23 protein-coding genes are annotated in these 26,893 nt (G+C 42.1%); 12 read left to right on the forward strand and 11 right to left on the reverse strand.

All coding sequences use genetic code 11. The features are described 5' to 3' along the window. Window positions 1-440: 440 nt before the first annotated feature. Genes glpC through glpA form a run of 3 tightly spaced genes read right to left on the reverse strand, consistent with a single transcriptional unit; the run spans window position 441 to window position 4,790 of the window. Window positions 441-1,670: an anaerobic glycerol-3-phosphate dehydrogenase subunit GlpC gene (gene glpC / locus L4C39_RS16040; protein ID WP_113797894.1), complete on the reverse strand. Its 1,230-nt coding sequence runs from the start codon at window positions 1,668-1,670 to the stop codon at window positions 441-443. Further along, window positions 1,667-3,094: a glycerol-3-phosphate dehydrogenase subunit GlpB gene (gene glpB, locus L4C39_RS16045; RefSeq protein WP_429746885.1), complete on the reverse strand. Its 1,428-nt coding sequence runs from the start codon at window positions 3,092-3,094 to the stop codon at window positions 1,667-1,669. The genes glpC and glpB overlap by 4 nt, the downstream gene beginning before the upstream one ends. After that, the gene (gene glpA, locus L4C39_RS16050; RefSeq protein WP_371730810.1) at window positions 3,081-4,790 is read right to left on the reverse strand and encodes an anaerobic glycerol-3-phosphate dehydrogenase subunit A; all 1,710 of its coding nucleotides are present in this window, start codon (window positions 4,788-4,790) and stop codon (window positions 3,081-3,083) included. Before glpA ends, glpB begins: the two co-directional genes overlap by 14 nt. Window positions 4,791-5,317: 527 nt before the next feature. Here glpA and L4C39_RS16055 point away from each other — a divergent pair. Both L4C39_RS16055 and glpK read left to right on the forward strand, forming a co-directional pair. Then, window positions 5,318-6,172: an MIP/aquaporin family protein gene (locus L4C39_RS16055; RefSeq protein ID WP_017051886.1), complete on the forward strand. Its 855-nt coding sequence runs from the start codon at window positions 5,318-5,320 to the stop codon at window positions 6,170-6,172. Window positions 6,173-6,285: 113 nt separating this feature from the next. Continuing rightward, complete coding sequence (gene glpK / locus L4C39_RS16060; RefSeq protein WP_429746888.1) at window positions 6,286-7,800, forward strand: glycerol kinase GlpK; 1,515 nt, start codon at window positions 6,286-6,288, stop codon at window positions 7,798-7,800. 244 nt (window positions 7,801-8,044) lie between these two features. Here the strand turns inward: glpK and L4C39_RS16065 are convergent, their stop codons facing one another. From L4C39_RS16065 to L4C39_RS16080, 4 genes are all read right to left on the reverse strand, one after another. Further along, entirely contained in the window at window positions 8,045-9,454 is a 1,410-nt protein-coding gene (locus L4C39_RS16065; protein WP_017051884.1) for a YfcC family protein, read from the reverse strand. Between the two features lie 27 nt (window positions 9,455-9,481). Next, a complete protein-coding gene (locus tag L4C39_RS16070) occupies window positions 9,482-10,591 on the reverse strand; it encodes an NAD/NADP octopine/nopaline dehydrogenase family protein (RefSeq protein WP_429746890.1) in 1,110 nt (369 codons plus the stop codon). A 192-nt stretch (window positions 10,592-10,783) separates the two neighbouring features. Beyond that, complete coding sequence (locus L4C39_RS16075; protein ID WP_261889795.1) at window positions 10,784-11,710, reverse strand: LysR family transcriptional regulator; 927 nt, start codon at window positions 11,708-11,710, stop codon at window positions 10,784-10,786. A gap of 229 nt (window positions 11,711-11,939) precedes the next feature. Beyond that, complete coding sequence (locus L4C39_RS16080) at window positions 11,940-12,188, reverse strand: YgjV family protein (protein WP_029203287.1); 249 nt, start codon at window positions 12,186-12,188, stop codon at window positions 11,940-11,942. 345 nt (window positions 12,189-12,533) lie between these two features. On the opposite strand from L4C39_RS16080, the gene L4C39_RS16085 reads away from it, so the two are divergent. From L4C39_RS16085 to L4C39_RS16115, 7 genes are all read left to right on the forward strand, one after another. Beyond that, a complete protein-coding gene (locus tag L4C39_RS16085) occupies window positions 12,534-13,067 on the forward strand; it encodes an RNA methyltransferase (protein ID WP_371730814.1) in 534 nt (177 codons plus the stop codon). 167 nt (window positions 13,068-13,234) lie between these two features. Continuing rightward, on the forward strand, window positions 13,235-13,831 hold the full coding sequence (locus tag L4C39_RS16090; protein WP_429746892.1) for a TetR/AcrR family transcriptional regulator: 597 nt from the start codon (window positions 13,235-13,237) through the stop codon (window positions 13,829-13,831). Window positions 13,832-14,030: 199 nt separating this feature from the next. Further along, window positions 14,031-15,068 carry an NADP-dependent oxidoreductase gene (locus L4C39_RS16095; RefSeq protein ID WP_429746894.1) on the forward strand — a complete coding sequence of 346 codons (1,038 nt, stop codon included), beginning with the start codon at window positions 14,031-14,033 and terminating at the stop codon, window positions 15,066-15,068. Window positions 15,069-15,084: 16 nt separating this feature from the next. Further along, window positions 15,085-15,702, forward strand: a complete 618-nt coding sequence (locus L4C39_RS16100; RefSeq protein WP_113797910.1) for a glutathione S-transferase family protein — start codon at window positions 15,085-15,087, stop codon at window positions 15,700-15,702. A 333-nt stretch (window positions 15,703-16,035) separates the two neighbouring features. Continuing rightward, entirely contained in the window at window positions 16,036-16,692 is a 657-nt protein-coding gene (locus L4C39_RS16105) for a Qnr family pentapeptide repeat protein (RefSeq protein ID WP_429746897.1), read from the forward strand. A 125-nt stretch (window positions 16,693-16,817) separates the two neighbouring features. Continuing rightward, window positions 16,818-17,162, forward strand: coding sequence for a YajD family HNH nuclease (locus tag L4C39_RS16110; protein ID WP_017051875.1), 345 nt, complete (start codon window positions 16,818-16,820; stop codon window positions 17,160-17,162). A gap of 132 nt (window positions 17,163-17,294) precedes the next feature. Continuing rightward, window positions 17,295-17,642 (forward strand): helix-turn-helix domain-containing protein, encoded by a 348-nt coding sequence (locus L4C39_RS16115; protein ID WP_017051874.1) that lies wholly within the window; start codon window positions 17,295-17,297, stop codon window positions 17,640-17,642. Window positions 17,643-17,821: 179 nt separating this feature from the next. Here L4C39_RS16115 and L4C39_RS16120 read toward each other — a convergent pair whose 3' ends face one another. Beyond that, entirely contained in the window at window positions 17,822-18,211 is a 390-nt protein-coding gene (locus L4C39_RS16120) for an ASCH domain-containing protein (protein ID WP_017051873.1), read from the reverse strand. A gap of 12 nt (window positions 18,212-18,223) precedes the next feature. Then, window positions 18,224-18,691 (reverse strand): hypothetical protein, encoded by a 468-nt coding sequence (locus L4C39_RS16125; RefSeq protein WP_017051872.1) that lies wholly within the window; start codon window positions 18,689-18,691, stop codon window positions 18,224-18,226. A 231-nt stretch (window positions 18,692-18,922) separates the two neighbouring features. On the opposite strand from L4C39_RS16125, the gene L4C39_RS16130 reads away from it, so the two are divergent. Further along, entirely contained in the window at window positions 18,923-20,923 is a 2,001-nt protein-coding gene (locus tag L4C39_RS16130; RefSeq protein WP_261889792.1) for a methyl-accepting chemotaxis protein, read from the forward strand. Window positions 20,924-21,070: 147 nt separating this feature from the next. Here L4C39_RS16130 and emrD read toward each other — a convergent pair whose 3' ends face one another. Continuing rightward, window positions 21,071-22,276: a multidrug efflux MFS transporter EmrD gene (gene emrD / locus L4C39_RS16135; protein ID WP_429746901.1), complete on the reverse strand. Its 1,206-nt coding sequence runs from the start codon at window positions 22,274-22,276 to the stop codon at window positions 21,071-21,073. Between the two features lie 499 nt (window positions 22,277-22,775). Here emrD and L4C39_RS16140 point away from each other — a divergent pair, with 499 nt between their 5' ends. Together L4C39_RS16140 and L4C39_RS16145 are read left to right on the forward strand one after the other, a co-directional pair. Beyond that, entirely contained in the window at window positions 22,776-23,117 is a 342-nt protein-coding gene (locus tag L4C39_RS16140) for a YggL 50S ribosome-binding family protein (protein WP_029203286.1), read from the forward strand. A 448-nt stretch (window positions 23,118-23,565) separates the two neighbouring features. Next, a complete protein-coding gene (locus tag L4C39_RS16145; protein WP_429746903.1) occupies window positions 23,566-25,635 on the forward strand; it encodes a hybrid sensor histidine kinase/response regulator in 2,070 nt (689 codons plus the stop codon). A gap of 46 nt (window positions 25,636-25,681) precedes the next feature. On the opposite strand, the gene cqsA is transcribed toward L4C39_RS16145, so the two are convergent. Further along, complete coding sequence (cqsA, locus tag L4C39_RS16150) at window positions 25,682-26,866, reverse strand: alpha-hydroxyketone-type quorum-sensing autoinducer synthase (protein WP_429746905.1); 1,185 nt, start codon at window positions 26,864-26,866, stop codon at window positions 25,682-25,684. Window positions 26,867-26,893: the final 27 nt, after the last annotated feature.

Consider the following 26,893-nt stretch of genomic DNA (forward strand, 5'->3'; position numbering starts at 1 on the left):
TCGAATGAGTAATTCTCGATTACTTTCAAAGCTTTATATTTATTCTGGCATGTTGCGTTCAATGCTATTAGCTCGTAGTAGACCTACATAGGAGCTATTCCCTATTAACCATAATAAAATGAGGGTGAAATGCGTGTGACATTACCCTCATAATCCGCACTCTGTCTAGGGTTAATTTTGCATATTTGTCGTATTAAACCGTCTTATTGATAGAAATAAGAATAGTTGCGATATGGACTCTGAAAATAGACTAAAAGCTCTATGAAAATAGTGAGATAAGTCAGTAGAAGAGGAGAAAAATTAAGCCTAATTATGATAAGAGATAAGAGATAAGAGATAAGAGATAAGAGAGGGCGGCCGTGGATGACTGATGAACCATGGCCGCGCTAAGGATGCTTCTTGCTTCGGTATTTTGAGATGTTGCTAATTCAGTTATTTGGTTACTCGGCTAACGCCATGGCTAATAAACTAATTGGGTGAATTGTTTCGAGTTGAGTATTCTCTTCTATCTGCCATTTACAGGTTTCGCAGTCAGTGATCGCATAGTCCGCTTCTGATGATTTGATTTTCTCAAACAGATGAGAGCCAATCTTCATTGAAGTGTCGTAGTTTTCCTCTTTGAATCCATAAGTTCCGGCTAGCCCACAACATTCGCTATCAAGAATAATAACTTCTAATCCTGGAATCATTTTGAGCAGTTCAGTGGTAAAAATCACGCCACCGCTGCGCTCTAAGTGACATGGAGTATGGTAGACAATACGTTTATTTATGGGCTTCATTTTTGGCGCGTTACCACTCATGAACTCTTTCAGAAGGAAGCGTGTGACGTACTGGATTTTTTGTGCAACCTTACTGTTGTCTACACCAAGCACATGCGGGTACTCGGTTTGGAGTGTAAAAGAGCAAGTTGAAGACGTAGAGAGGATTTCAGTTTGGTAGGTCTCAACCACTTTTTCCATATTCTCAACATTGAGTAGCGCATTTTTTCGCGCTTTATCATGAAAACCGTTGGCAATCAGAGGTACGCCGCAACATTTCTCTTTATCAAGCAGTCGTACACCAATGCTCATCGCGTTCATGACTTTAATGAAATCTTTTCCAAGTTGAGGATGGTTATAATTGACGAAACAACCATGAAAGTAACTGACTTGTCTTGGGTAAAGCGGTTGGCTCGTACAGTTCTGCTTAAACCAACGACGGAACGTACCATGAGAATATTTCGGGAGCGATTTGTGATCGTGTACACCAATGGTTTTGTGCATGACTTTCTTGACGATATTGATCGACGTGGCCGCATTAACAATAGGCGCGACAGGGGTCGCTATGGAGCCAAAAAGATCGGTATGGCTGAGCACAAAATCTCTAACCGTTTTTGGGTTAAGTTTTCTTTTTTCGTATTTTCCTCTCGCAACCGCGATAATATCGCCAATCTTAACGCCAGACGGGCAGGCAGTTTCACAGCGTTTGCAGTTGGTGCAATACTTGAGTACATCATCGTAATAGTCGGCACTCTTAATTCGTAGGCGTTCGCCATCTGGACCGCACTGTTTTGGGCCCGGGAAATCAGGGTTTGCTTTCGCAACAGGGCAGTAAACCGTACATACTGTACATTTAATGCATTGATCGAAGCTGGTGTCTTTAGACGCGTTTTCTATGAAGGCTTGGCTCATAAACACACCTCATCTGTTGTTTGTTCGTTTTGTGGTGATGGCTGTTCTGATTTGTACTGTGCAGGTTCATCAGTTTTAAAGCTGTTATCTGTTACAGAGCTGTTATCTGTTATACAGCTATGGTCGTATGACTGAATGATCGCTTCACTGATGGAGTGGGCGGTACTGATCGCAACGCCGCTGCCACTTCCTTCTACTACAGGATTGTAGTGAGCCAAGATGGCCCCCGCGCAGTAAACGTTATTCAGCGTTTTGCCTGCAATAGAAGGGCGGAAATGTTGATCGGTCTCAACACCAAAGCTCATGAATAAGTGGCGTTTATCGGTGAAGAAATCGTGTTCACGCCAAGTTTCACGAAGCCCTGCGTGGCAAACATCTAGGTTAAATACGGGCTCGCTTATCTCCTGATGCCCGGCGATTAAACCTTTGCTGAAGAAACTACCAGAAGCAAGAATGTAGTGTTCCGCTTTAAGAGGTAAATCAGACAGGTTTTTAGTGTTTAAAATGGACAACTCAGTGCCATTCTCGGTCTCATTTATTTCTCCACCAATCGCATAATCACCTTTTAAAAGAGTGCCGCCTAAACGGATGAAAGCTTGGCTCATGGTCTCTTCGACGCGAATCCCTAGTAGTGATGGCGGCATGGTGGGAACTTCATGGAAATTGAGTCCTGTTCTGGCTTTGAGTTTCGTCATCAAGGCCAAACCGTCACCGTTACCCAAAATGGCAGGTAATACAACTAAGTCATCTTGACTTGCGTGAGTCATCAGTTGATCGGCAAACGCATTGAATTCACTTTCATCTTTCAACACTCTAGACAGGTCGATAGAGCGAAGTTCATGCGGGTTACGCTCCATGGTTTTGAATGCGTTGATAGAGACATTCAAGCTAGAGACTTCGATCCCTTTGAACATCGGATCTTTTGCTAAATTGTCGACGGCAATCTGTGGTTGAAAATCACGAAACCCTTCAATAGAGACCATCATTATTTTTTTGAATGCAAGACTCGACGCTTGTGTCGTCACTTGGTGTACAAAAGGTTGCGACATCCACGTTGCTTTCAATGTTCCCATAGGGGTAATGCGAAAGTGATTTTCACCATTGGCTTGTTGATGCAAAGGTAAACCAAGTTGCGTTAACTTGTGTTGGTACCAATTGAGTGCATTCTCAACCTTCGCTGCACCTAACTTCGCGTAAGGATGAAGCGGAAAGTTCTGTGGAAATTGCCTAATTTCATTTAATGGGAATTGAACGGCTTGGTGATCGGGGGTTTGACCAAGCAGATCAATGGAGCCTGATGAAAAATGCATGGCACTTTGACCTTGGCTAACCAGTACTGTTTTTAGGCCAGCTTCTAAACAACGTAACCCAGCCGTATAACCTGCAACGCCACCGCCAATAATCGCCACATCAAATTGAATCATACATTTCTCCTAATTTATTTAGGCTGATCTCGTCTTGATTAACCTCGGTGTTCTTATCTTCTTCTGTTTGTGGTTGAACCGCTGGTGGAATATCGCCAGTGCCAAACAAGCCTTCATAAATCCAGTAGCTGAATTCCGCTTCTCTAAGGGCATCGCCCCAAAAAATCGGTTTGATCCCTTTCCATCTTTCTTCTAAAAAGTGTTTAAGCAGTTGGCTAGACTCAGTACCCGATGCATTGCCGTATTCTTCAAATAGGCTTGCGGCACGATAGGTACATAGTTCACCTTGGCATGGGCCCATCCCTAGACGGGTTCTGCGCCTTAGATCTACAAGATTGTGAACATCAAGGTTTTTAATCGCGTATTCAATTTCGCCAGCGGTGACCATTTCGCATTCACAAATGACGGCTTGGCTTTTTTTATCATCCGACAAGAAAGCTTCTGCGCGCTCTCCGTGACGATAAATTGCCGATTCATATACAGGTTTAGCCAGACTTGCCGTGTGTTTCTTCTGTTTTGGCGTTTCATTTGAGCCTGGAAGAGGGCGCAGGTGAGTAGTACATGGCGCAGAGTTATCCAGTTTATGAGCAATCAGATCAGTAGCGTGTTCTGCCATGAGTCGATAAGTCATCAACTTACCGCCGGTGATTGTTGTTAGGCCATTCAACCCATCGCGCTCGGCATGGTCTAGGAGAACGATACCTCGACTAATATTGCGACCACTTCCATCATCATCAACGGCCACCAGTGGGCGAACACCAGCATAGGCTCTTAGCACGCGAGTGTTTGCCATGATTGGAGCCAGTTTTGCGCCTTCTTCTAATAGAATATCGACCTCTTTATTGGTGACATGGAGATCGTCGATTTGGTCATAGTCGATATGTTCAGATGTGGTGCCGATAAGTGAGATGGTATCGCCAGGCACTAAAATGTCGGCATCAGAAGGTTTACGACAGCGGTTGATGACGAGATTGTTGATTCGGTAATCCAAGATCAAGAGTGACCCTTTTGCAGGGAACATTTTGATATTGAGTTCCGCATACTCGCAGATATTTTGTCCCCAGATCCCAGCAGCATTGATCACCTCACGTGCGATGATCTCAAATTGATGATTATTGCGCAGGTTGAGGCAGCGCACTCCTAGTACCGTATCGCCCTCACGAATCAGCGAAGTAACCGTTGTATGAGTGAACAATCGAGCACCATGTTCTTTGGCATCTAGAACATTTGACGCACATAAACGAAAAGGATCGAGCGTTCCATCAGGTACTTTGACTGCGCCAATTAGATCAGGGTTAACGTTAGGTTCAAGCGCGAGAGCCTGTTTGCGTGTCAGTTGTTCGGTCTCAATCCCTGCATGGTTACAAGAAGAGATGAACTGTGATTGAAAGGATAATTCATCTTCTGGGAGTGTAATAAAAAGACCACTTGTGTCTTCGACGCAATGTTTCGCAATTCGCTTAAGGTTCTGATTTTCTTGGATACACTCTCTAGCAGATTCAGGATCAGTAACCGCATAACGCGCACCTGAATGAAGCAGGCCGTGATTTCGACCTGTGGTTCCTGAGGCGATGTCATCTTTTTCCAAAAGGATGCATGGAATACCGCGTAAAGCACAATCTCGCATTATGCCGGTTCCTGTTGCACCCCCGCCAATAATGACGACATCAGTTTCAAAGCGTGTCGTAGTGGTCATATAAAGCCCTGCATCAAATAATTAACTTACGAATAGTGTGTCATTTTTGGAAGTTAATGTTCGAGAGTTGGCTCACAAATGTTCGTTTGAGCATTTTGTGGGATGATTGAACGTGGCGTAAATGTAAAATAATTGAATGAATCTGGTAATTTTGATCGTGAATTTGATCTGATGCGTTTTAGTGCGATCTATAAACACTTGTTTTATATGTGGTTACTTGTTGGTTTATTTTATTTACACAATTGTAAATAGGGCTGTAGGCTATGCAAACATTAGCTTTGTTGGTTTCTATAAATTTCAATATGGAAAACTGAGTGCATAAATTATAATTTGAAAAATGCTCTTTATGGAGTTAAAACTCTAATATAAAGAATGCGTCATTTAACAAAAATAAGTCATATTTGTTAAAATTTTGTGCTCGAATGCTCATTTTTGTTGGTTGCTTATGTTCGTGTTCGTTTTTATGTGCACAATGTTCTCCGTGCACTGGGCGCACATTTACTATAAAACGGACAAGGACATTTATCATGACACAAAACAAACAACACACTCTCTTAGGAGAGTGCATAGCCGAGTTTATCGGCACCGGATTGTTAATCTTTTTTGGTGTGGGTTGCGTGGCAGCGCTAGTACTGACAGGGGCTGAATTCGGTCAATGGGAAGTCAGCATCGTTTGGGGTTTTGGTGTTGCAATTGCTATCTACTGTACCGCAGGTGTATCAGGTGCACATATCAATCCGGCAGTGACCATTGCACTGGCGGCCTTCCATGGTTTCGACAAATCTAAAGTGGTTCCATATATCATGGCACAAATGGCAGGCGCATTTTGTTCTGCTGCGTTGGTCTATAGCTTATACAGCAACTTATTTGTTGATTACGAAATTGCGCACAACTTTGCTCGTAGTAGCGAAGAAGCGTTAGCAACAGCCGGAATATTCTCTACTTATCCAAATGCCTCCCTCTCTTTCTTTGGCGCTTTTGCAGTTGAATTCGTAATTACCGCCGTATTAATGTTCGCAATTTTGGCTCTAGGTGACGAAAATAATGGCGCACCGCGTGGTGCAATGAATCCTCTATTAATTGGTGTGTTGATTGCTGTGATTGGTGGCTCTTTAGGTCCACTGACAGGTTTTGCAATGAACCCTGCTCGTGACTTTGGTCCAAAACTATTCGCTTTCTTTGCTGGATGGGATCATGCGCTAACGGGTGCGAAAGATATTCCTTACTTTATTGTTCCAATTCTTGCTCCGATTGCGGGTGCATGTTTTGGTGGTTGGCTATATCCAAAAGCGATTGGCGCGTACCTACCAGTAACTGGGCAAGGTTGTACCATTCCAAATCAGTGCGATACGGAAGAACAAGCAGAAGAAGCACGAGTTTAATTTAAGATTGTTTTGTAATTTACGTGAAGTGAGTGTCCATAAACTTGTCTTTCGTGAAACAAATCGTCTCCCTACATATAATAATGAATAGAAGAAACAAAAAGGAAATTACCATGACTGAGCAAAAGTATATTGTAGCCCTAGACCAAGGCACTACTAGCTCTCGCGCTGTTATTCTGGATCACGATGCCAATATCGTGAGTGTCTCTCAGCGTGAATTTACCCAAATTTACCCTCAAGCGGGTTGGGTAGAACATGATCCTCTAGAAATCTATGCAACGCAAAGTTCAACCCTAGTAGAAGTGCTAGGTAAATCCGGTATTCGCAGTGATGAAGTGGCCGCGATTGGTATTACGAACCAACGTGAAACCACCATTGTTTGGAACAAAGAAACAGGCAAGCCAGTTTATAACGCGATTGTTTGGCAATGTCGTCGCACTGCGTCTATTTGTGAAGAGTTGAAATCTCGTGGGCTAGAAGACTATGTCCGTGAAAACACGGGGTTAGTTTTAGACCCGTACTTCTCTGGTACAAAAGTAAAATGGATTCTAGACAATGTTGAAGGTGCACGTGAAGATGCAGAAGCGGGCAAGTTGTTATTTGGTACGGTCGATACTTGGTTAGTTTGGAAAATGACACAAGGACGCGTGCATGTAACTGATTACACCAATGCTTCTCGTACTATGCTGTTCAACATCAATGACCTTTGCTGGGATGAGAAACTTCTGAAAGAGATGAATATCCCTCTTTCTATGATGCCTGAAGTGAAGCGTTCTTCTGAAGTGTATGGCAAAACGAACATTGGTGGTAAAGGCGGGACTCGTATCCCAATTGCGGGTATCGCGGGTGACCAACAAGCGGCATTGTACGGTCAAATGTGTGTTGAAGCGGGGCAAGCGAAAAACACTTATGGCACAGGCTGTTTCTTGTTGATGAATACCGGGCAAGAAAAAGTAACGTCTAAAAATGGTCTGCTTACCACATTAGCTTGTGGCCCTAAAGGTGAGCCTGCATACGCACTTGAAGGTGCCGTGTTCATGGGTGGCGCTTCAATTCAGTGGCTACGTGATGAAATGAAGTTACTAGCGGACGCAAAAGATTCTGAATATTTTGCAACAAAAGTAGACTCATCAAATGGTGTTTATGTGGTGCCTGCATTTACTGGTCTAGGCGCACCGTATTGGGATGCTTATGCACGTGGCACTATCGTTGGTTTAACTCGTGGTGCGAACTCTAACCATATTATTCGTGCAACATTGGAAGGGATTGCTTACCAAACACGCGATGTTTTGGATGCAATGCAAGCCGATTCCGGCATTAAACTTTCAGCGCTTCGTGTTGATGGTGGTGCCGTGGCAAATAACTTCTTAATGCAGTTCCAATCTGATGTGCTGGATACTGAAGTTCATCGCCCTGAAGTCACTGAAGTGACAGCGCTTGGTGCGGCTTACCTTGCTGGCTTAGCGGTAGGTTTCTGGGATAGTGTGGATGAACTGAGTGATAAGGCCGTTCTTGATCGCAGCTTTACGCCTCATGAAGACGAAGAGAAGCGTGCTCGTCGCTATAAAGGTTGGAAACGAGCGGTGCGTTGTGCTCAAACGTGGGCTGAAATGCACGACGAAGATTAAAGGTTGATGCGCTAATTTAAGTGCAAAGCAATTCACTCTAAGCTAAAACCGTATTGTCTATGATCCGATAGATGATGCGGTTTTTTTGTTTGAGAATTTGAACGCTGAAACCCGAAAACCGAAGCCCGAAAGTAAAGAGTGCCTTAATATTCGTTCTAAAGAGAAAAGGCTAGAAATGACGGTGCATGTCTAGCCTTGTGATCTTGACGTTATTAATACTTGGGCTGTTTGGACAATAATCCGATTACGCCCCTATCACGACACCCAAGCTAAGTAGGGCCATGATCATGATAGTTAGCACGCCAATCAGTGGGCCAATGAACTTAAGCCATGAAGAGTAGCCAATTCGACCAATGGCTAAACCACCCATTACCACACCTGATGTCGGCGTAACAAGATTTGGTAAACCTGAAGCTGATTGGAATGCCGTAACAACAAGCTCACGACCAACGCCAGCAAAATCGGCTAATGGTGCCAGTACAGGCATAGAGAGTACAGCTAAGCCTGATGAAGAAGGTACGACTAAACATAACACCGCTTCAACCCAGTAGATGGCATTGATGAAAGTGATCTGCGGTAGGCCAGCTAATAATCCTTCTGCATAATTTAGAATGGTGTGAGTGATATTACCGTTATCCATGACGACCACTAACCCGCGAGCGATAGCGATAATTAATGCGACACCGAGTAAATCACGGGCACCATCCACAAAGCTATTGGTGATATCGGCTTCTGGCATTCGAGCAATTAAACCGACAACAATACTAGAACCAATGAATAGAGCGGATAATTCTGCCATCCACCAACCTGCAATAGAGACGCCCCACATCATTACGGCGAAGGTTAATGCAAAAATGGCTAAAACAATCTTTCTAGTGGCGTTCAGCTCAGGCACAGCTTGAGTTTTACCGTGCAAGAAGTGCTTTTCATTCGCTTCTTTTTGGCTTGCTACAATAGAGAGTGAAGGGTCGCGTTTGACTTTCTCGGCATAACGCATCACGTAAATGACGCAAACAAGCCAGCCTAACACTAGAATCGCTAGTCTTAGCCCAATACCATCCATAAAGTTGACTTCAGCAGCGTTAGACGCGATCACTGTTGCGAAAGGGTTGATGGTTGAGCCTAAACAACCTATGCCTGCACCGACCATGATAATGGCGACACCAACAATACTGTCATAACCCGCGGCGATCATAACGGGGATAAGCAGGGCGTAGAACGGAATTGTCTCTTCTGCCATACCATAAACGGTGCCACCAAGAGCGAATAGACCCATTAAAATTGGGATCATCCACTTCTCTTTGCCACCTAATTTGCTCATTGTTCCTGCTATACCAGCATCAATGGCCCCCGTATTGGTCACAACCGCTAAGTACCCGCCAATCACCAGAACAAATAGAGCCACATCTACAGCGCGAGCGACGTAATCATTCGGATCGTAGAACCCTTGAATGGGCGCCATGAGTATGTCGACGATCCCTTGTGGGTTCGCTTCTACAGTATGGTAGGAGCCCACAAGGGGCACCATTCTACCTAGCGCTTCATTGGTCTCCATTTGGTATTGACCCGCAGGGATCAACCAAGTAAGGGCGGCCATGACGACGGTGAGTAGCATCAAGATGGTATAGGCCGATGGAAACTTCATTGTCTTCATTTGAAAATCCTCTTCGTATTTTTATTATTACGCGACAAAGTTCATGATCTCGGTGACAGACATGCCAGCAAGCCCCATCTTTTCCAGAGTTCGTCCATCCTGAAAATAGTTGGTGTCGTTATACGCGTTATCGATGTGTAGGCAAGCATTCACTAGTGGTGTTGGGATGCCCGTTAACTTTCCTAATTCGAAACAGGGGACGAGTAAATAAGCGGCATCTTCGGTGATGTAGCGATTACTCGCAGAATTTGGCGCACTGTTAAGTTTGCCGTGGGTTTCGGAAGTGCGATTAATTTCGTAAACCGTTTCACATTGCATCGCATACAGTTCGTTCATTGCATCAAGCTCAGGTTTAAGATTGAGATTCAGTGCTTTACCTACCGCTTGGCGCTCTTTTTCCATTACTGCTGCCGCTTTTGCCGTAGAGACAGAGCAACAATCTTTGTAATAATTAAATTGGCCATCAAAGTTTTCGAGCAGACCCATATTGAGGGTGGTAAGCAGTGGATGCCCGCCGAAGTTGATGTTTTCTAATCCAGCGCTAATCACATTCGAAAGTGGAGTCAGGGGAAGCGGCATCACTTTCTGCATTCGCTCAATGGCAGCCTCGGTTTTATTTGCCGGAAATGCCGCCACCGGAAGAAACTCTTTTATGCCTAAGATAGCCAATTGAGCCGGGCCTACAATACGGGTTGCCCAAGGGATAGAGATGGCATCGACAAAGGTAATATCGAGGTCTTTATAACCATGAGATTCTTTAATTTGATTAAGCACCAGGGAGCCATAGTTACCAGGCATCAGCATAATGGTTTGTCCGTCACGTAGATGAGGCAGCATCGCGATGAACAGCGGCTCTTGAGCAAACGATGGAACCGGTAGAATCAACAAATCAGAATAGTCGATGGCATCTTTCAGCTCTCTTGTGACCTGATCGATCGTTTGGAAACCTGAAAAATCGAGAGGCACAGCATTAAATTCGGCGAGGGCTTCGATGCCGCCACGCTGCTCAATATCGGTTAAAGGTTGATCAAAACCTTGAGCGCCATATAGACACACTTTGGCGCCATGAAGAGAAAAATGATAAGCAGCAGTGAGGCCAGCGTTACCGGAACCGATGATGGATACATGAGAAGTCATGTTCATTCCTTTATGTGATTAAGTTGATAAACACCATAAAAAGGAACGACTGGAATGAACATTGCCGAAGGCTGAGGTCAGTATGCAAAAAAAGTATACTGACCGAAGGGTTGAGTTTAAGTTGTTGATTTATATTTCAAATAATAGAGGTTTAGACATTATTTTTTGAGTGTCATTATGTGACTTATCTAGTTAGCCATCTATTAAGTCACGGGTGGGACCTATTTTTAGGTAGATATTCATTGAGTCCGCAAGCAGTAAGAATTCTTCGATGAAGCGTTCCGCATGGCGATGAATCGGCTTTAAAGCGGGATAAAGGATGTCGAATTCGAAGGGTAGGCTAAATGTGAGAGGGCGCATGACGACATCGGGATGCTCGCTTGCCATATGAGCGGTGAGCGGATCGGTGATGGTTATGCCAACACCTTCTCGAACTAAAGCTGCCGCGGTAGAAGCTAAAGAGACTTCGACTTGTTCAATAATAGTGAGGTCATTGCGGCGTAATAGCGTGTCTATTTGTCTTTGAATGTGATCTTTTTCGTAACGGATGAGCACTTGATCAGCAATGTCTCGAATTTCGATATAGCTCTTCTCTGCCAGTGGTGACTCTGCAGGAAGCAAGCAGACACATTCACAAGAGACACGCTGCGCAGTGATACCAGCTAATGGTTTATCAATGAAAGCGAAACCAATATCTGTGGTTTGGCTCTGAACATGGCGCAGAACATCTTCAGAACGATAAGTTTTGAATCCGACTTTAACCTGTTGGTTCTGTTTTAGAAATGTGGCTAAAATCCGAGGAAGAAAAGCATTGGAAAGCAAAGGCATCGCTGCGATGTGTAACGAACCAAAATGTCGATTGCGGATGGATTGTGCTGCACTATCTAAACCATTCATGGCTTCAAATACTTTGGATACTTCTAAGTAGAAAGCGGCGCCTTCATCGCTGAGCGTAAGGCTGTTACGTTTCCGACTAAATAGGACAAACCCAAGACGAGATTCAAGAGAAGAGAGTAGTCGACTTACCGCAGGTTGACTTAAGTTGAGGCGTTCAGCTGCCGCTGTGATCGTTTTGCATTCGACAATGGCTTGAAAAGCGTTGAGTTGAGAAAGTTTCATACACGTCGATCTTGAGGAAAAAAGTCACATTAGCAATTTAGTTATTAAAAGTCTTTGATAACGAAAGCAGTTTGAAATGAAAAATCATAGATAGCCACTTTGAATTAATGTCGCGTTTTTTAAATACAAAAAAGCCCTAACAACATGATTGTTAGGGCTTTTTAAGAAATTGGGTCTAAAAAGCTTGGTCTTTAAAAGCTTGATCTTTAAAAACTAGGTCTTTAAAAACTTAAGCGTTATCAGTTGCTAGTGTTTTTTTTTCTTGCTGCATTTTCATTAAGAAATATACGTTAACGCAAGCGATGAAGCCATTTGTTAGTACAACAGGGAATGAGTCAATCATTAGGCCGTATGCTGTGAATAGACCACAACCAACGAAGTTAAGTACGCGTAGACGAACGATGTCTTTCATTGTTAGTGAAATAGCAACCATGATCGATGCTGCGTAACCTAGGATTTCAACCATATTAAATTCCATTGTTTTTCTCTCTTAATGTTTGCCGATGTTGTGTCGGTACCAATTCTTCTCTTCTTGAGATAAGTGAGGAAGCTCCGTGCCTCGATTGGACTGGTTATATTTAACTATGGCGAACTATAACAAGGGTAAATGTGTGATGAAAGCCCCAATTTTGGGTTAGGAGATAGTTAGCGATTACGCAAACGATTAATTTCTATTTACAAAAATATTATTACCATTTTTGTTGGTGGTTAGCCCATTTGTTTTCCTTTCTCTCTTATCTTTGCTTTGGTAAAATGCCGCGCTTCATACTGTCATGGCGTACTAATACCCAAGACGAGCGTATTATTCTGAATGAGAACTTCAATGAAAGAGACTCAAGTAACGATTGGGTTGAGCAACCCTAAAAGCCCATCCAATGTTGGGGCAGTAATGCGTGCCGCTGGGTGCTATCAAGTTGATAATGTGCTGTATACAGGCCAACGCTATGCCAAAGCGGCAAAATTCCAAACGGATACTAAAAGTGTCGCGCGTAAAATACCACTCACCGGTGTGGAATCGTTGCTTGATGATCTTGCTGAAGATGTAAAAGTGGTGTGCGTAGAGCTGGCAGAAGGTGCGGTTTCTCTGCCTGAATTCCAGCACCCAGAGAAAGCTATCTACATATTTGGCCCAGAAGATGGTTCAATCACGCAAGACGTAGCGGATCGAGCAGACCACGTTGTGTATGTCCCAACGGTCGGTTGCATGAACCTCGCGGCAACCGTCAATGTTCTTCTTTATGATCGCCTAGCAAAGTCGGTCAACATAGAGAAAGGGGATGAGTTAATCCGTAAAAGTCGTGATAACCGTAATCATCTTCAAGTGAAACAAAAAGCCGAAGTACAAATAGAAGCCTAAACTTTCAATACTGGATTAAGAAGTTTATTGTTAGTGAGTAAAATTAAGTCGTTCTATTTATTGATAAATTAATGGGGCGTTTTTTTTGTTGGCCAAAGTAAATCATGCGTTTGAACGTATTAAACAAATCACTAGACGACTGGTCTATTTTGAAATAAGATAACCCCATGAACATACAAACTAAAGATACACGTCAGCACATTATTGATACCGGTTACGAGTTAATCGTAGCGAAAGGTTTTTCAAATGTGGGGCTGTCTCAACTTTTGAAACATGCTGAGGTACCAAAAGGTTCGTTTTACCATTATTTCAAATCAAAAGAACAATTTGGTGAAGCGTTGATCGCCGACTATTTTTCACTCTATGCAGCACGACTTGATGAGCTTTTTGAAAGCAATGAAGGGCAAGCGTATGATCGGTTGATCTGTTACTGGCAACGCTGGATTGATATCAGTGAAGGGAAGTGTGGTGCTCAGAAATGCTTAGTTGTTAAGCTAAGTGCAGAAGTCTCCGATCTTTCTAATTCCATGCGCGTGGCATTGTTGACGGGTGCTAATCGTATCATTCAGCGTATCGCAGACTGCATTGAACAAGGTAATGCCGATGGCTCAATGAACGTTGAGGATAGTCAGAAAAGTGCAGAGTTGCTGTATAATTTGTGGATCGGAACTAGCCTGATGAGCAAACTCTCTCATTCCCTGACAGGGTTTGAGCAAGTGATGACGATGACGCAAAATGTGCTCACTGGAAAAATGAAGCTGTAGATATAGTTTGAACCGAAATAGACATACAAACTGCGTAACATGATAGAACCCCGTTGATTTGATGACGGGGATTTTTTTGAATAACAACTAGACGACTGGTCTAATTGAGCGGTCGATATCAATTTAAGTGGACTTAGGTTCAATAGGCCAAATTCGGCTGAAGGACTTAGCAAAAAAACAAAAATAGGACGTTACCCTTATGACTACGCCAAATAAAGACAACACACGTATTGTTTTAGCTTCTCGACCTGTAGGCGCTCCAACACAAAACGATTTCCGCCTTGAAACTGTGGTTAAACCAATCCCACAAGAGGGTGAAATGCTGCTGCGAAGTGTTTACTTGTCACTCGACCCATACATGCGTGGAAGAATGAGTGCAGCAAAATCTTATGCTGATCCTGTTGAGCTGGATGACGTCATGGTTGGCGCAACGGTTTGTCAGGTCGAAGAGTCAAACAACGCGACTTTTCAAGTGGGTGAGTGGGTTTTGGCATACACTGGCTGGCAAGATTATGGCGTATCAAATGGTGAAGGTTTGATTAAGTTAGGTCTGAATCCGACCAATCCGTCTTATGCATTGGGTATTATGGGGATGCCGGGATTCACAGCTTACATGGGGCTGTTGGATATTGGTCAACCAAAACAGGGTGACACTCTTGTGGTTGCCGCTGCGACTGGTGCGGTGGGAGCAACGGTTGGTCAAATTGGTAAGCTAAAAGGGTGTAAAGTTGTTGGTGTTGCAGGTGGTGAAGAGAAATGCAGCTACGCAAAAGAAGTGCTAGGTTTTGATGAATGCATCGACCATAAAGCGGACGATTTTGCGGAGCAACTGGCTGCCGCTTGTGATAAAGGAATTGATGTCTACTTTGAAAATGTGGGTGGTAAAGTTTTCGATGCGGTTCTTCCATTGCTTAACACTGGCGCGCGAGTTCCGGTTTGTGGCCTGATTTCACAATACAACGCAACCTCATTACCAGAGGGACCAGATCGTATGTCTATGCTCATGGGAACATTGTTGGTTAAGCGTATCAGAATGCAAGGTTTCATTATTTTTGATGATTACGCACATCGCTATGATGAATTCGCACAGGATATGATGAAATGGTTGATGGATGGAAAAATCCAGTACCGTGAACATTTAGTTGAAGGTTTAGAAAACGCGCCAGAAGCTTTTATGGGCCTACTTGAAGGTAAGAACTTTGGCAAACTTGTTGTAAAAACAAACGAAGCATTTTAATAAAAAGGATTGATAGATGATTAAATTACACCACCTGAACAAGTCACGCTCAAAACGCATCCTTTGGTTATTAGAAGAGCTAGGTGTTGACTACCAAGTTGTACCTTATCAACGAGATGCGGTCACTTTTCTTGCTCCACCTGAGTTGAAGGTTGTTCATCCACTAGGAAAATCACCTGTCATTGAAGATAACGGTATGGTGATCACTGAGTCAGGTGCAATCACTGAATATCTCATCGAGACTTATGGCGAAGGTAAATTTGCTCCACAACGTGGTACTCAAGCGTATATCGATTACTCACAGTGGCTCCATTTTGCAGAAAGTTCAGCGATCCTTCCTCTGCTACTTAAGTTGTTTGTAGAGAAAGATGGTTGTGAAACAAACTTCCTTGCTGGTTACGCTGATGTAGAGATTGCGAAAGTGATCGGTTATTTCGAGCAACGTCTTGAGGGTAAAACATACTTAGTAGGTGATTCACTGACAGGCGCGGATATGATGATGTCATTTATTGTGGAAGCGCTTCAAGGACGCAATGCATTAGGTCTTTATCCAAACATTGCTAAGTATGCAGATCTTCTTGCCAGTCATCCTGCCTATAATAAAGCCGATGAAATTGAGATTAAGTACTCATAACATTCATCTAAAATAATAAATTGAGAGCATTTCTTACCCTTTGGTGAGAAGTGCTCTTTTTATATCTGCGGTTAAATTTTAGCCTGTCATGAGAAAGGTTGAGCGTAAATAGAACTCAAATGTCGCTAAAAATTAAGCTTTTAGAGCTAAACAAAAAATAATTTTGGAGTTGAGGGTGCGCTTACTTGTCAATACACGGTTTAAAACGCTGTTTTGGCCCCTTAAAATCCAGATTTAGAGCTTTTTAACTTGCTGTTTTTACAGTGATTTAATTGGTGGTTTTTTGTTGCTTCCGGATGGTAGTCTTTGCCCATCAAAATAGTGGAGCTTGAAATGCTAGAAACGAATAAAACATTTGTTAACCATGATTTTTCACATCAGGATTTACGAGATGCTCAATTTGAAGCGTGTAATTTTTATGACTGTAATTTTTCCCGTTCAGATTTAAGAGACGCACAATTTATTGATTGCAGGTTTATCGAGCAAGGTGCCGTGGATGGTTGTCGTTTTGATTATGCCGATCTGCGTGATGCCAGTTTTAAACAGTGTCAGTTAGCGATGGGCTACTTTGTTGGGGCAAACTGCTTCGGAATTGAACTAAGAGGGTGCGATCTGAAAGGGGCAAACTTCTTAAAAGCCAGTTTTGCGAATCGAGTGAGCCATCAAGTCTATTTTTGTTCTGCTTATATTACGGGTTGTAATTTATCGTATGTTAATTTTGAACAGCAGTGTCTTGAAAAATGTGACCTATTTGAGAATCGTTGGACAGGGGCAAATCTACAAGGGGCCTCTTTTAAAGGATCAGATTTAAGCCGAAGTGAGTTTTCCGAAGAGTGCTGGGGGCAATTTTCAATGCAGAATTGCGATTTGACCCACACAGAACTCTATGGGTTGAACATAAGAAGGGTCGATTTAAGTGGTGTTAAAATCTGCGATTGGCAACAAGAACAGTTGCTAGAGCCTCTTGGCGTGGTCGTTTTACCCAGCTAGAAAGATGAAATATAGAATAAATGTCGAGATGATGCCCTTTTGTGATCTGAGAGGCTCTGAACGCGGATTAAGCTTATGGTAATATTATGGATGTGAGCTTAAAAACTTAATTATTAAGGTATCAGATGTCGTCAGATCATAATGGCTCAAGTGCGGCCTATGCACGTAAAGAGAGTGCATATCGAGATAAAGCACTAAAATTGTATCCTTGGGTTTGTGGTAATTGCGCGCGTGAATTTGTCTATTCAAATCTTCGAGAGTTGACTGTGCATCATAAAGATCACGATCATACTAACAACCCAGAAGATGGCAGTAACTGGGAACTCTTGTGCCTGTATTGTCATGATCATGAGCACAGTAAATATACCGACCATGATCGTTATGGAGCGGAAGCAACGGCGAAATTGGATGATCATCAGAATGCAACGCACAATCCATTTGCTGACTTAGCAAAGATGATGAAAAAATAAAGCGATTAAATAAACGGGATCCATAGATCCCGTTTATCATTTAACAGACACCGACATTAAAATTACCTATATCTGACATAACACACCTCTCACTTGGGGAGAATTTCTGCATCTCGCATGTAGGAAATCATTATGGAATTCATAGAAGAAGATCGAGTCGCACTGTATGACACTTGGATGTCTCAAAAAGCTAAAATGCATATCACGCAGATGGCGATGGCAAAAAAATTAGGACTCTCTCAAATTGAGTTTTCACAGTTAATTCGTGGTGGATCTCAGTTAACTATGGGGTTCGTGACTCAATTTTGCCGTTTAATGCGGGTGGAGCCAACACAGATTTTACCTAGCTTGATAAAAGGTGGGTTAGGTGAAAAACAAATTGTTTACTTGCGTAATACGATATCGGTAGATGGCACTATTCAAAATGTTTATGTTGAAGGCAATCAGGTGATAGTGGAATATAGCCACTTAGTTGAGTAGACGCATTAAGCCGTTGTTTTTAAAATAAAGGCTTGGTGGGTTGGCTGGAATTGATTGATTTGAATGATCGCCAATGTCAATTTGAGAGGAATTAACATTGGCATCGTTGGTAAGGCTATCTGAACTCACTCGAACTGGTTTAACAGTTTAACAGTTTAACAGTTTAGCAGTTTAGCGATTTAGCAGCTTGGCTCAATCTCAATAGCAAAAATACCGTGGATAGGGATCATCTCTTTGTATTCATGGAAACTATTCAGTAATACGATACCTTCTTCCTTGGTATCACATAGAGTGGATAGCACTTCCATGCCTTCGCCATCTAACAATGCGCCTGCATCAGGGTAACAGCGAACGGCTTTCACTGTGACAGAAAGAGCATCCGGCTCAATAACGTCTAGTCCTATAAATGGAGGGCCAGAAATAATTTGAAATTGAATACGGTCGCCCGCCTTTAACTTATCGTATTGAATCGATTCATAGCTGTTATTCGTACGAATTTCGACTTTTTTGCTTCCCGCAACAATTGCTTCTAACGGTTTACGATAAATTTCTAATTTGTAATCTGACATATGGTCTTTACCTTAAATATCGGTGTCATCGCAAGGACGGGGTTCATTAAGCTCTGCGTAGTAATGCAACAGTTCAGTTAACTCTTTAACCCAGCCCAAAGCATCACTTGGTGCTGTTTTTAGAATACTTTCGACTTTAGAACAGTGTGTCTCAAGCGATATCGCTTCTTCCAAGTGAAAAGAGATGGCATAAAAATGCCACAGCACTAAGCGAGTCATACGTTGGCTATTTTGCTTCGCATTGTCCGAATCATCGAATGCCTGTTGGATTTCACTGAGTGCAATTGCCGTCATTCTTAGCCTTGCATCAAGTTGAGCAGACATCATTCGCTCTTCACTGCTCACTTCTTCTTGCTCAAATGTGAACAACTCTGTCATGACGTCTTCTGGAACCATTCGACTAATCATACGCACGCCAAATTCTTCTAACTCGTGGCGTGGCATCGTCATTAAACATTGAAGCGCGTAATCTCGGACCATTTTTATCTCAAATTTTAAATAAAGGAGGGCGGGTATTTTATGCTTTATGGCGTGTTTTTCCACGTTAGTTTTAAAATTGCAGCAAAAAGGGCGCATTAAAACAAAAAATATGTGAGCTAACCTAGCAGTCTTGAAGAAATCAATAGCAAGACAATTAAACTTGTCAATCGATAGTTAAAAAATTGTTGTTTAATGTTATATTGTCTCAAATTTGAAAATAGGAGCTCAAGGATGAAGCTTTCGATATCCAGTAAGTTGCAACTCAGTTTTTTGCTACTTGTCGTACTTTTTATCGCATCCGCTAGTTTTACATATCGAAGTGTATCTGTAGTCGAAAAGAATACACAGTCGTTGTTACTATCTGATTTGCCGACAGTCGATACCAGCCGCGCCATTGGTCAATCGATACAAGCCTCTTTATCAACGGTACGTGCTTACATGCTATTAGGCAGCGATGAAGCGACGGGATTAGATCAATTAAATCAGCTTGATAACATCATACTTCAAACGGACGAAGCGCTTCCTACGCTAGAGCTACTGCTCGCTTCCGATCAATACTCAAAGATTTTACAACAGTGGCAAGATCTAAAACTGGCGATGACCGACATCACCGAACTCAGTCATAGTGAAGAGAACCTCCCTGCCCACAGCCTGTTTATCTATGAAGCGGCACCGATAGCGGAAGTGGCGCTTGATCAATTGCAAGGTCTAATTAATGACGAATCGTCGAATAAAGAGGGCGGCGATCGTAAGCGATTATTCAAACTGTATGCTGATAGCTATACATCGCTGGCGAATGCTTTGGCGTCGATGAGAGATTTTCTTTTGTACGGCCATCAAGACTATTTAGACAAGTACTTCGATTTCATTAAAGCGCATAACAAATCCGTTGCCGAAATTGAATCCAAAGCGTTCTTATTATCCGATAGTGATCAGAGCTTGTGGTCGCTGTTTAACGAAATGCAGCAGTTGTATTTCCCTCTGGCCGATCAAGTTATTACGCTGCGTAAAGGCTCTGATTGGAATAAAGCCAATGCGTTAATGGCGAATAAAGTTATTCCATACGCATCCCAACTGAATCAAAGTTTAGAGCAAGTGGTTCGCGCTCAACAGCAACAAGCTGATCATAGCGGTCGGGGCATTCAAAATAATGTTCAGCAGGTGATTACATTACTGATTGCTGCTGCGATCTTTGTATGTATTGTTGCTGTCGTCATTGCCCGTTATTTAGGGAAAAGCATTGGATTACGTGTGGCAGAAGTGTCGCATCGAGCTCAATTAATTGCAGAAGGTGACGTTTCGCAACCTGCACTGGTGGTTTCAGGACAGGATGAGTTGGCAAGTTTAACGGTCGCCATAAACCAAATGAATGATTCATTGAGGGATATCGTCCAAGGTGTCACGGAAAAAGCTGAGCAAGTAGAAGGCAGTATGGCTGATCTTTCTGACTGCAATGAGAAGACTTTAAACCAAGTGGCTCAGCAGAAAGCCAATATCGATCAGATGGGGCATGAAATTCAAGAAGTGTCAGTTTCAGCAAATAATACCGCTCACCTTGCCCAGCAGTCAGTGAGCTCTTTGACTGCATCTAAACAAGAGCTGTCCCAAGGGGCTTCCGCTCTTGAGCAGAACAGAAATACTATGAATCAGTTGCATCATACTATAGATAACGCGAGTGGCTTGGTGCATGAACTAAGTAAAGAGAGTGAAGCTATTGGTCGAGTGACCGAAGTGATTGAAGGGCTTGCGGAACAGACCAATTTATTGGCGCTAAATGCAGCGATAGAGGCGGCGCGAGCGGGAGAGCAAGGCCGAGGTTTCGCGGTGGTGGCCGATGAAGTTCGTTTACTTGCAACTCGCACCACAGAATCGACAACCGAAATTAATAGCATAGTGCATGCAATTCAATCGTCGACAACCTCAGTTGTTCGAGAAATTGAACAGAGTCAAGGGTTGGCAAGAGAAGGAGCAGAGCATACATCGGATGCGGTTTCACGCTTAGAAAGCACCACGAATCAGATTGAAGATTTAAATGCTCAGATGATGGATCTTGCGGCCGCAGCCGAACAGCAGTCTAGCGTTACCCAAGCGATCACTAATTTAGTGCAAGGGGTAACAGAATCGGTAGATGGTGTTTCACAAATCAGCTTGGATTCAAATGCGACAAGTGAGAGGGTGAAAGAGCGAGTGATCGAACTGAATAGTGAGATGGCGAAATTCAAGCTGAACTAACTTATTGCAAGCTGAACTAACATATTGATAGAGGATATAAAAAGCCTTTCCACTCTTAAGTCGTGCTTACAAGAAAGAGCTTAAGAAGGCTTTTTACTGCTAACTATTCACTAATAGCCTTTGTTCTATGACAAAGGCTGTTTAAAACTATACCGCCATTGGAAGGTTGTCTGCTGGTGGCGAGTTACGGTAAACACGTTTAAGTCCAACAACAACAAGCAGCGACATCGCTAACATTATTCCGCCTACTGGAAGTTGATCTGTGGTTGGCAACATAGAAGCCACCATTGTTGCAAGACCTGCGCCTAGATTCTGCATTCCACCTAATGTTGCACCTGCTGTGCCTGCGTGACGAGGGAAAGGAGAAACCGCCCCTGTCGTCGCAGCTGGAAATAGAATGCCAGCACCAAGAAAGTAAACCGTCGCACCACCCACAAGAGATACCGCATTGGTATACCCAAATAGGCCAGGAATAAGAACAATCAATGCGCCAATAATAATGGCATACAGTCCGACAACTAACGATGTTTTTTCCGACCACTTCATTGTTAGCATGCTCGATAAACCAGCACCCGCAAGGTAACCCGGAATTGGCATGATGAACAATAAACTCACAATCGTTGCTGGTAAGCCCAAAGTACCTGCTAGTAACACGCCTGCTGCCGCTTCAAATACAGCGACACCTGCAAATGTAGCCACTAGGCACAGTAGAAAACCTTGGAAACGACGATCTGATAATACAAATTTATAGCTTTCTGTTACTGGCTCAGCGTGGCGTTTTGTTTTTGGCAGTGTCTCTTTCATACTCGTCATCATGGTGATCACTACTGCGAAACCAAATAGAGCCAAGAATAAGTAGCTCGTTCTCCATCCAAACATTTCAGTTAAGAAGCCTCCAAGCAATGGTGCCATTAGAGGAGAAAACATCACACACATGCTGATCAGGCTGTTAGCTTTATGTAGTTCTTTACCTTCAAAGCAATCACGAGTCAGTACGCGAGACATTGCGCCGCCACTGCCAATGCCTGCTCCTTGAACAAAGCTACCAAATAAAAATAGCGAGTAGTCTTGAGCAAACAATGTAATAAGTGTGCCAATAATGTAGATCGCTAAACCTGAAACGATAATCGGTTTACGCCCTAGACGATCAGAAAGAGGGCCGTAAATGAACTGCGATAATCCATAAGGGATCAGGTAGCAAGCCATTACCGCTTGCAATGATGCCGGAGTAACTAAGAAATCTTTTGCCATGTGACCAATCGACGGTACATACATGGTTTGCGTCATTTGTCCTACTGCCGTAAGAATCGCGATAAGAAATGTAAGTCGCACTAAAGGGAAAGACGCAGACATAAGTTAATCTCCAACAAAATAATGAAAAGAAAGTAGAGCAAATGAATGAGTTTGACTTAAATAATCTAACACTTCATGAATTGGTTGCTCTGCGAAGGCGCGAGATATTAAGGCTAGTTAGAGATATAGGCAATTAAAAAATGTGACATGGCGCACTATATAATTCTATGCTTCGGATTAGAAAAATTAATCATTAAGGTTTCGTAATTGTTGGGCTCTAACGGTTGAATGTTGTATGTGGTTAACGATGTGGAATTAATGAAGAGTAGGGCGGATATTTATGCGTTTTGAAGTGAAAGAGGTTTAAGAATGAGAGATAAAACTTAGGTCATTGATGTATTGATTATGTTGCTAATGTTCCTTGCGACATATAACGACTAATATAGAGAAACTGCCGTTAAATTAACCGTAAAAGGGCATGCATTCAGCTTCTACTTTTCATGGATTTCATAACCGTGTATAAAGGGAAAAGACAACAACTAATAGTGAAGATGAAATGATGAAATTAGATAAGCTGGATAACAAAAACAGACGTATTAGAAAGAAACTTTACCTAGGTGAATTTGCTATTCTTGGTTTTGACGTCAGCTGTAAGACATCAATTACTGATTTTGATAGCTATGACAAATTTGTAGATGAGTTCATTGATTACATTGATGGCATCAACCTTTGCTTTGGTGGCGGCGGTTTGGAGTTGTTCGAAGGCTTCCTATGCTCAACTGAGCGTTACAAATCGGTAACTGAAGAAGAGCAAGCGCAAGTTATCGCGTGGCTAGAAGCTCGTGAAGAAGTGAAAGAAGCGGTTGCAGGCCCACTAGTGGATGCAAACTACTTCTTCTAGTTTGATCTGTTGATAACCAGAACGGTCACTGTAATAAAGAAAACGATGAAAGCCGCTTAAATTGAGCGGCTTTTTTATACCTAAATGTGCTTGATGAGTAAATGCACTAACAACATTCATTCGTTATACGTTCGTTTTTGCTTAATACATTTAAGAACATGTGATTAATACGTGTTATTCGCTTAAGGCGGACTGCTAAGTTTAATGCTTTCCTAGGTTTGTATTTTTAATATTATCAATAATTCGAATCTATGCGATCCATATGGAAATATTTAGCCTTATAATCTATTTCCTCTATTTCCTCTATTTCCATAAGGATAATGGTTAAACTAAAATTCATATCACATAAGTTTCACAATCTGATACAGCAGAGATATTATTAACTATAATAAATATGATATTTTATTGCGTAACCTTTGAATGGTATTTTGTTGATAACGGACGTCATGTGAAGCAAAACTTTAGGGATCGAGCAGAAAAAATATATCAGTACGCAGAACCAAATTTGATGATCGTTGGTTGGATGGGCGCAATTGGATATCCAGCATACTATTTTGTATGGAAATTCCTTTTCCCTCAAGATTATGAAAGTTTGCCTATGCGGCTTATGTGTAGTGTTTTTTATTCTATTCTATTAGTTCGCCACGCATTTCCGCAAAGGTTTCGCCATTTATTACCCTACTTTTTCTTATTCTCCGTGGGGTTTGGCTTACCATTTTTCTTTTTCTATATGCTATTAATGAATGGCTGGTCAACGATCTGGGCGATGTCTTTCATGGCGGCGAGCTTCTTACACATTCTTCTTGTGTTTGATACTAAAGTCATCATCGGACAATCGATTCTTAGTGTTGCCTTCGCCTATGCGCTAGCGTGGTTCAATAGTGGATACACATTAGAAGTATGGGTGAACTGGGCATATACCCCTATCATATTGTTTACCTATGTATTTGGTAATTTGTGTTACTTCCGAAACCAGAATGAACATGAAAGCAAAGTGTCGCTCGCAAAATCGTTTGGCGCTGGTATTGCACATGAAATGCGCAACCCAATCAGTGCGATGCTTTCATCTATAGAGTTAATTCGTGGGCATTTGCCAGCATCACCTTTAGGCTCAAAAGATGATCGCACTATATCTCCTCAGCAGTTACGCCATCTGAATGAAATGCTAGATGATGCCCAGCAGATCGTCGTCGCGGGGAATGAAACAATCGATTTGCTCCTGACTTCAATTGATGAGAATCAAATCTCTACTAATACCTTCCAGAAATACAATGTGTATGACGTTGCTGAAGAAGCGGTTAGTCAGTTTAGCTATAAAGCGAAGCCGGATAGAGAATCTGTACAGATTGAAGGGGATAAACACTGTGATTTCTTTGGTAGTGATGTGCTGTTTAAGTATGTCATTTACAATCTGCTAAAAAATGCTTTTTCACATCGTCGCCAAACGGATGCAGCCATTGTAATTAAGATCATACAGTCAAATAACACGACAATCATTAAAGTTCGAGATAATGGCATTGGGATTTCTGATGAGCAGTTGAAGCTCATTTTTGATGATTTTTACACCTCGGGTAAGAAAGGGAATTACGGGCTGGGTTTGCCATTTTGTAAAAAAGTACTGAAAGCCTTCTCTGGCAGCATCAAATGCAAATCAAAGCTTGGCCATTGGACTGAATTTAGATTAACGATTCCGTCTTATTCGTCTAGCCAAAGTATTAGCTTTAGGAACCAAGTTCTGGCAACGAAGAAAATTCTATTTATCATGGGAGTTGAACTCCATCCGTCACGTGAAGTCATGAGTGTTCTTAATGATTGTTCATTATATTATGGTTTCAGTTTAGAAATGTTGAATGCAGAACAGGCTTTGGTTAAAGAGGAGTATCAGTTTGAGTATGACTTGATCTTAATCGATGGGCGAATGGTGGAGCACTCATCTGTCGCTTGGTCTAAGCTTGAATCGCGCTTACACTTTACAGAAGCTAAACTGGCCATGTTTGCTTCACCTGGAGTATCAAAGCGGCTGCAATGTGATAAAAACTTGTGGATTGAATGTGTTAATCAGATTGAATTTCAAAAGTATCCTACAAAAGTTTTGTCTGAATTGTTATTTGAACAGAAAATGATAGGGCAACCAGATGTTGCTAAAGAGAAAAGGAAAATTGATGCTCAAATCATGTTAGTTGATGATAACGCTTCTGTGCGTTCACTCACCACCTTAATACTTGAGCAACAAGGTTTTAGTGTAATTCAGGCTGAGAATGGAAAACAAGCGTTAGATCTATTGAGTAAAAACCAGATCCAATTAATCTTAATGGATGCGGAAATGCCTGTGATGGATGGCATAGAAGCGACAGAAAGAGTGCGGTTGTTAGGCCATACTGATTTACCAATTATTGGTTTCAGTGCTGATGCGAGTACAACAATGATTGGAAATATGCTCGATGCAGGTATGAATGACTATGTGAGCAAGCCAGTAAAAAAAGATATATTGATTAATAAACTCATTGATTGGATTTAAATATAGGTCTTAAACTCAAAATTAAGACCTATTTACTTGGTGTGGCTTAATCTAAGAAATACAGCTCATCATTATTTATAGCCATATCACAGACATGTATGATTTTATTTATATCGTGTTCATTAAGCTTTGAATGTAAAGAAAAACGGAAGTTATTTTTACTTTTTAATGTGGCAGGCGAGCAAAATACGGACCCTATGACACCATTGTTATAGAAAAAATCACGAACTTTTTCTGTGTTCACTTCATCTCCTGTTTCTAAGCTAATAATTTGCGTTTCACTACCAATATTAAATCCCAATGATCTGAGAGCGTTTCTTAATTTCTCCGACATTGAAAACAAGTTAGCTCTTTGAACATCACTTTCGATAATGATGTCCAATGTCGCGTCTAACCTATCAAGTTCATGAGGTAAAAGCGCAGAGCTGAAAATTGCAGGGTTAGAAATAAAAGGCAGACATTGTGATAGTTTGCCGTGAGATAGAACCGCACCAGCGCGATAAGCGAAAGTTTTCGCTAAACTGACAGTGATAAAATCAACTTTATGGCTTAGGTTAAGCGAATGGACTAAACCTCTACCGCTTTGGCCGATAACACCAAGCGAATGAGATTCATCGACCACAATCGCGCACTCAAACTCTTCCGCTATCTCTACTATTTCTTGCAGTGGCGTTACGCTTCCACGAATGCTGTAAATTGAATCTACGAGGATGATCCCTGGGCCGTGGCGTTTCACCAACTTCTTTAAGTGGCGGACACTGTTATGAATAAATGGATAGATATCAGCGCCAGCAATTCTTGCCCCTTCCCAGAGTGACATATGAGCAAAAAAGTCGATATAAACCTTTGTATCCTGTTCACAGATGGTTTGCAGCAGGCCGATATTGGCATCCCAGCCAGACTGGCAGATATTACAATCTGCGAACCCAACATATTTTGCAAGGTTAGATTGGAATGAAGGAATATCACTTTCATTTTGAAGAAATACACCAGACATAACAACACTTTCGATATGCTCTTGTATTGCAGTAATGTGCTTATCTTTGAGCTTTTGATTACCAGATAAAGATAAGTAGTCATTACTTTGAAGAAAAATGGAGTCGATATCAGGTATATTACCCAGAACGAGATGTTTTCCATTGACCCGTGGTTTAATATTGTCAGACAAATAACGGTCTAATTTGTTTTCTATTTTTGTTGGTAGTGGCTTAACACTATTAGGCTTTTGCATAATCTATACTCTATGTTTTATTGAATT

Origin of the sequence: Vibrio clamense (assembly GCF_050337905.1) — a bacterium.
Classification (GTDB): Bacteria; Pseudomonadota; Gammaproteobacteria; order Enterobacterales; family Vibrionaceae; genus Vibrio; species Vibrio cortegadensis.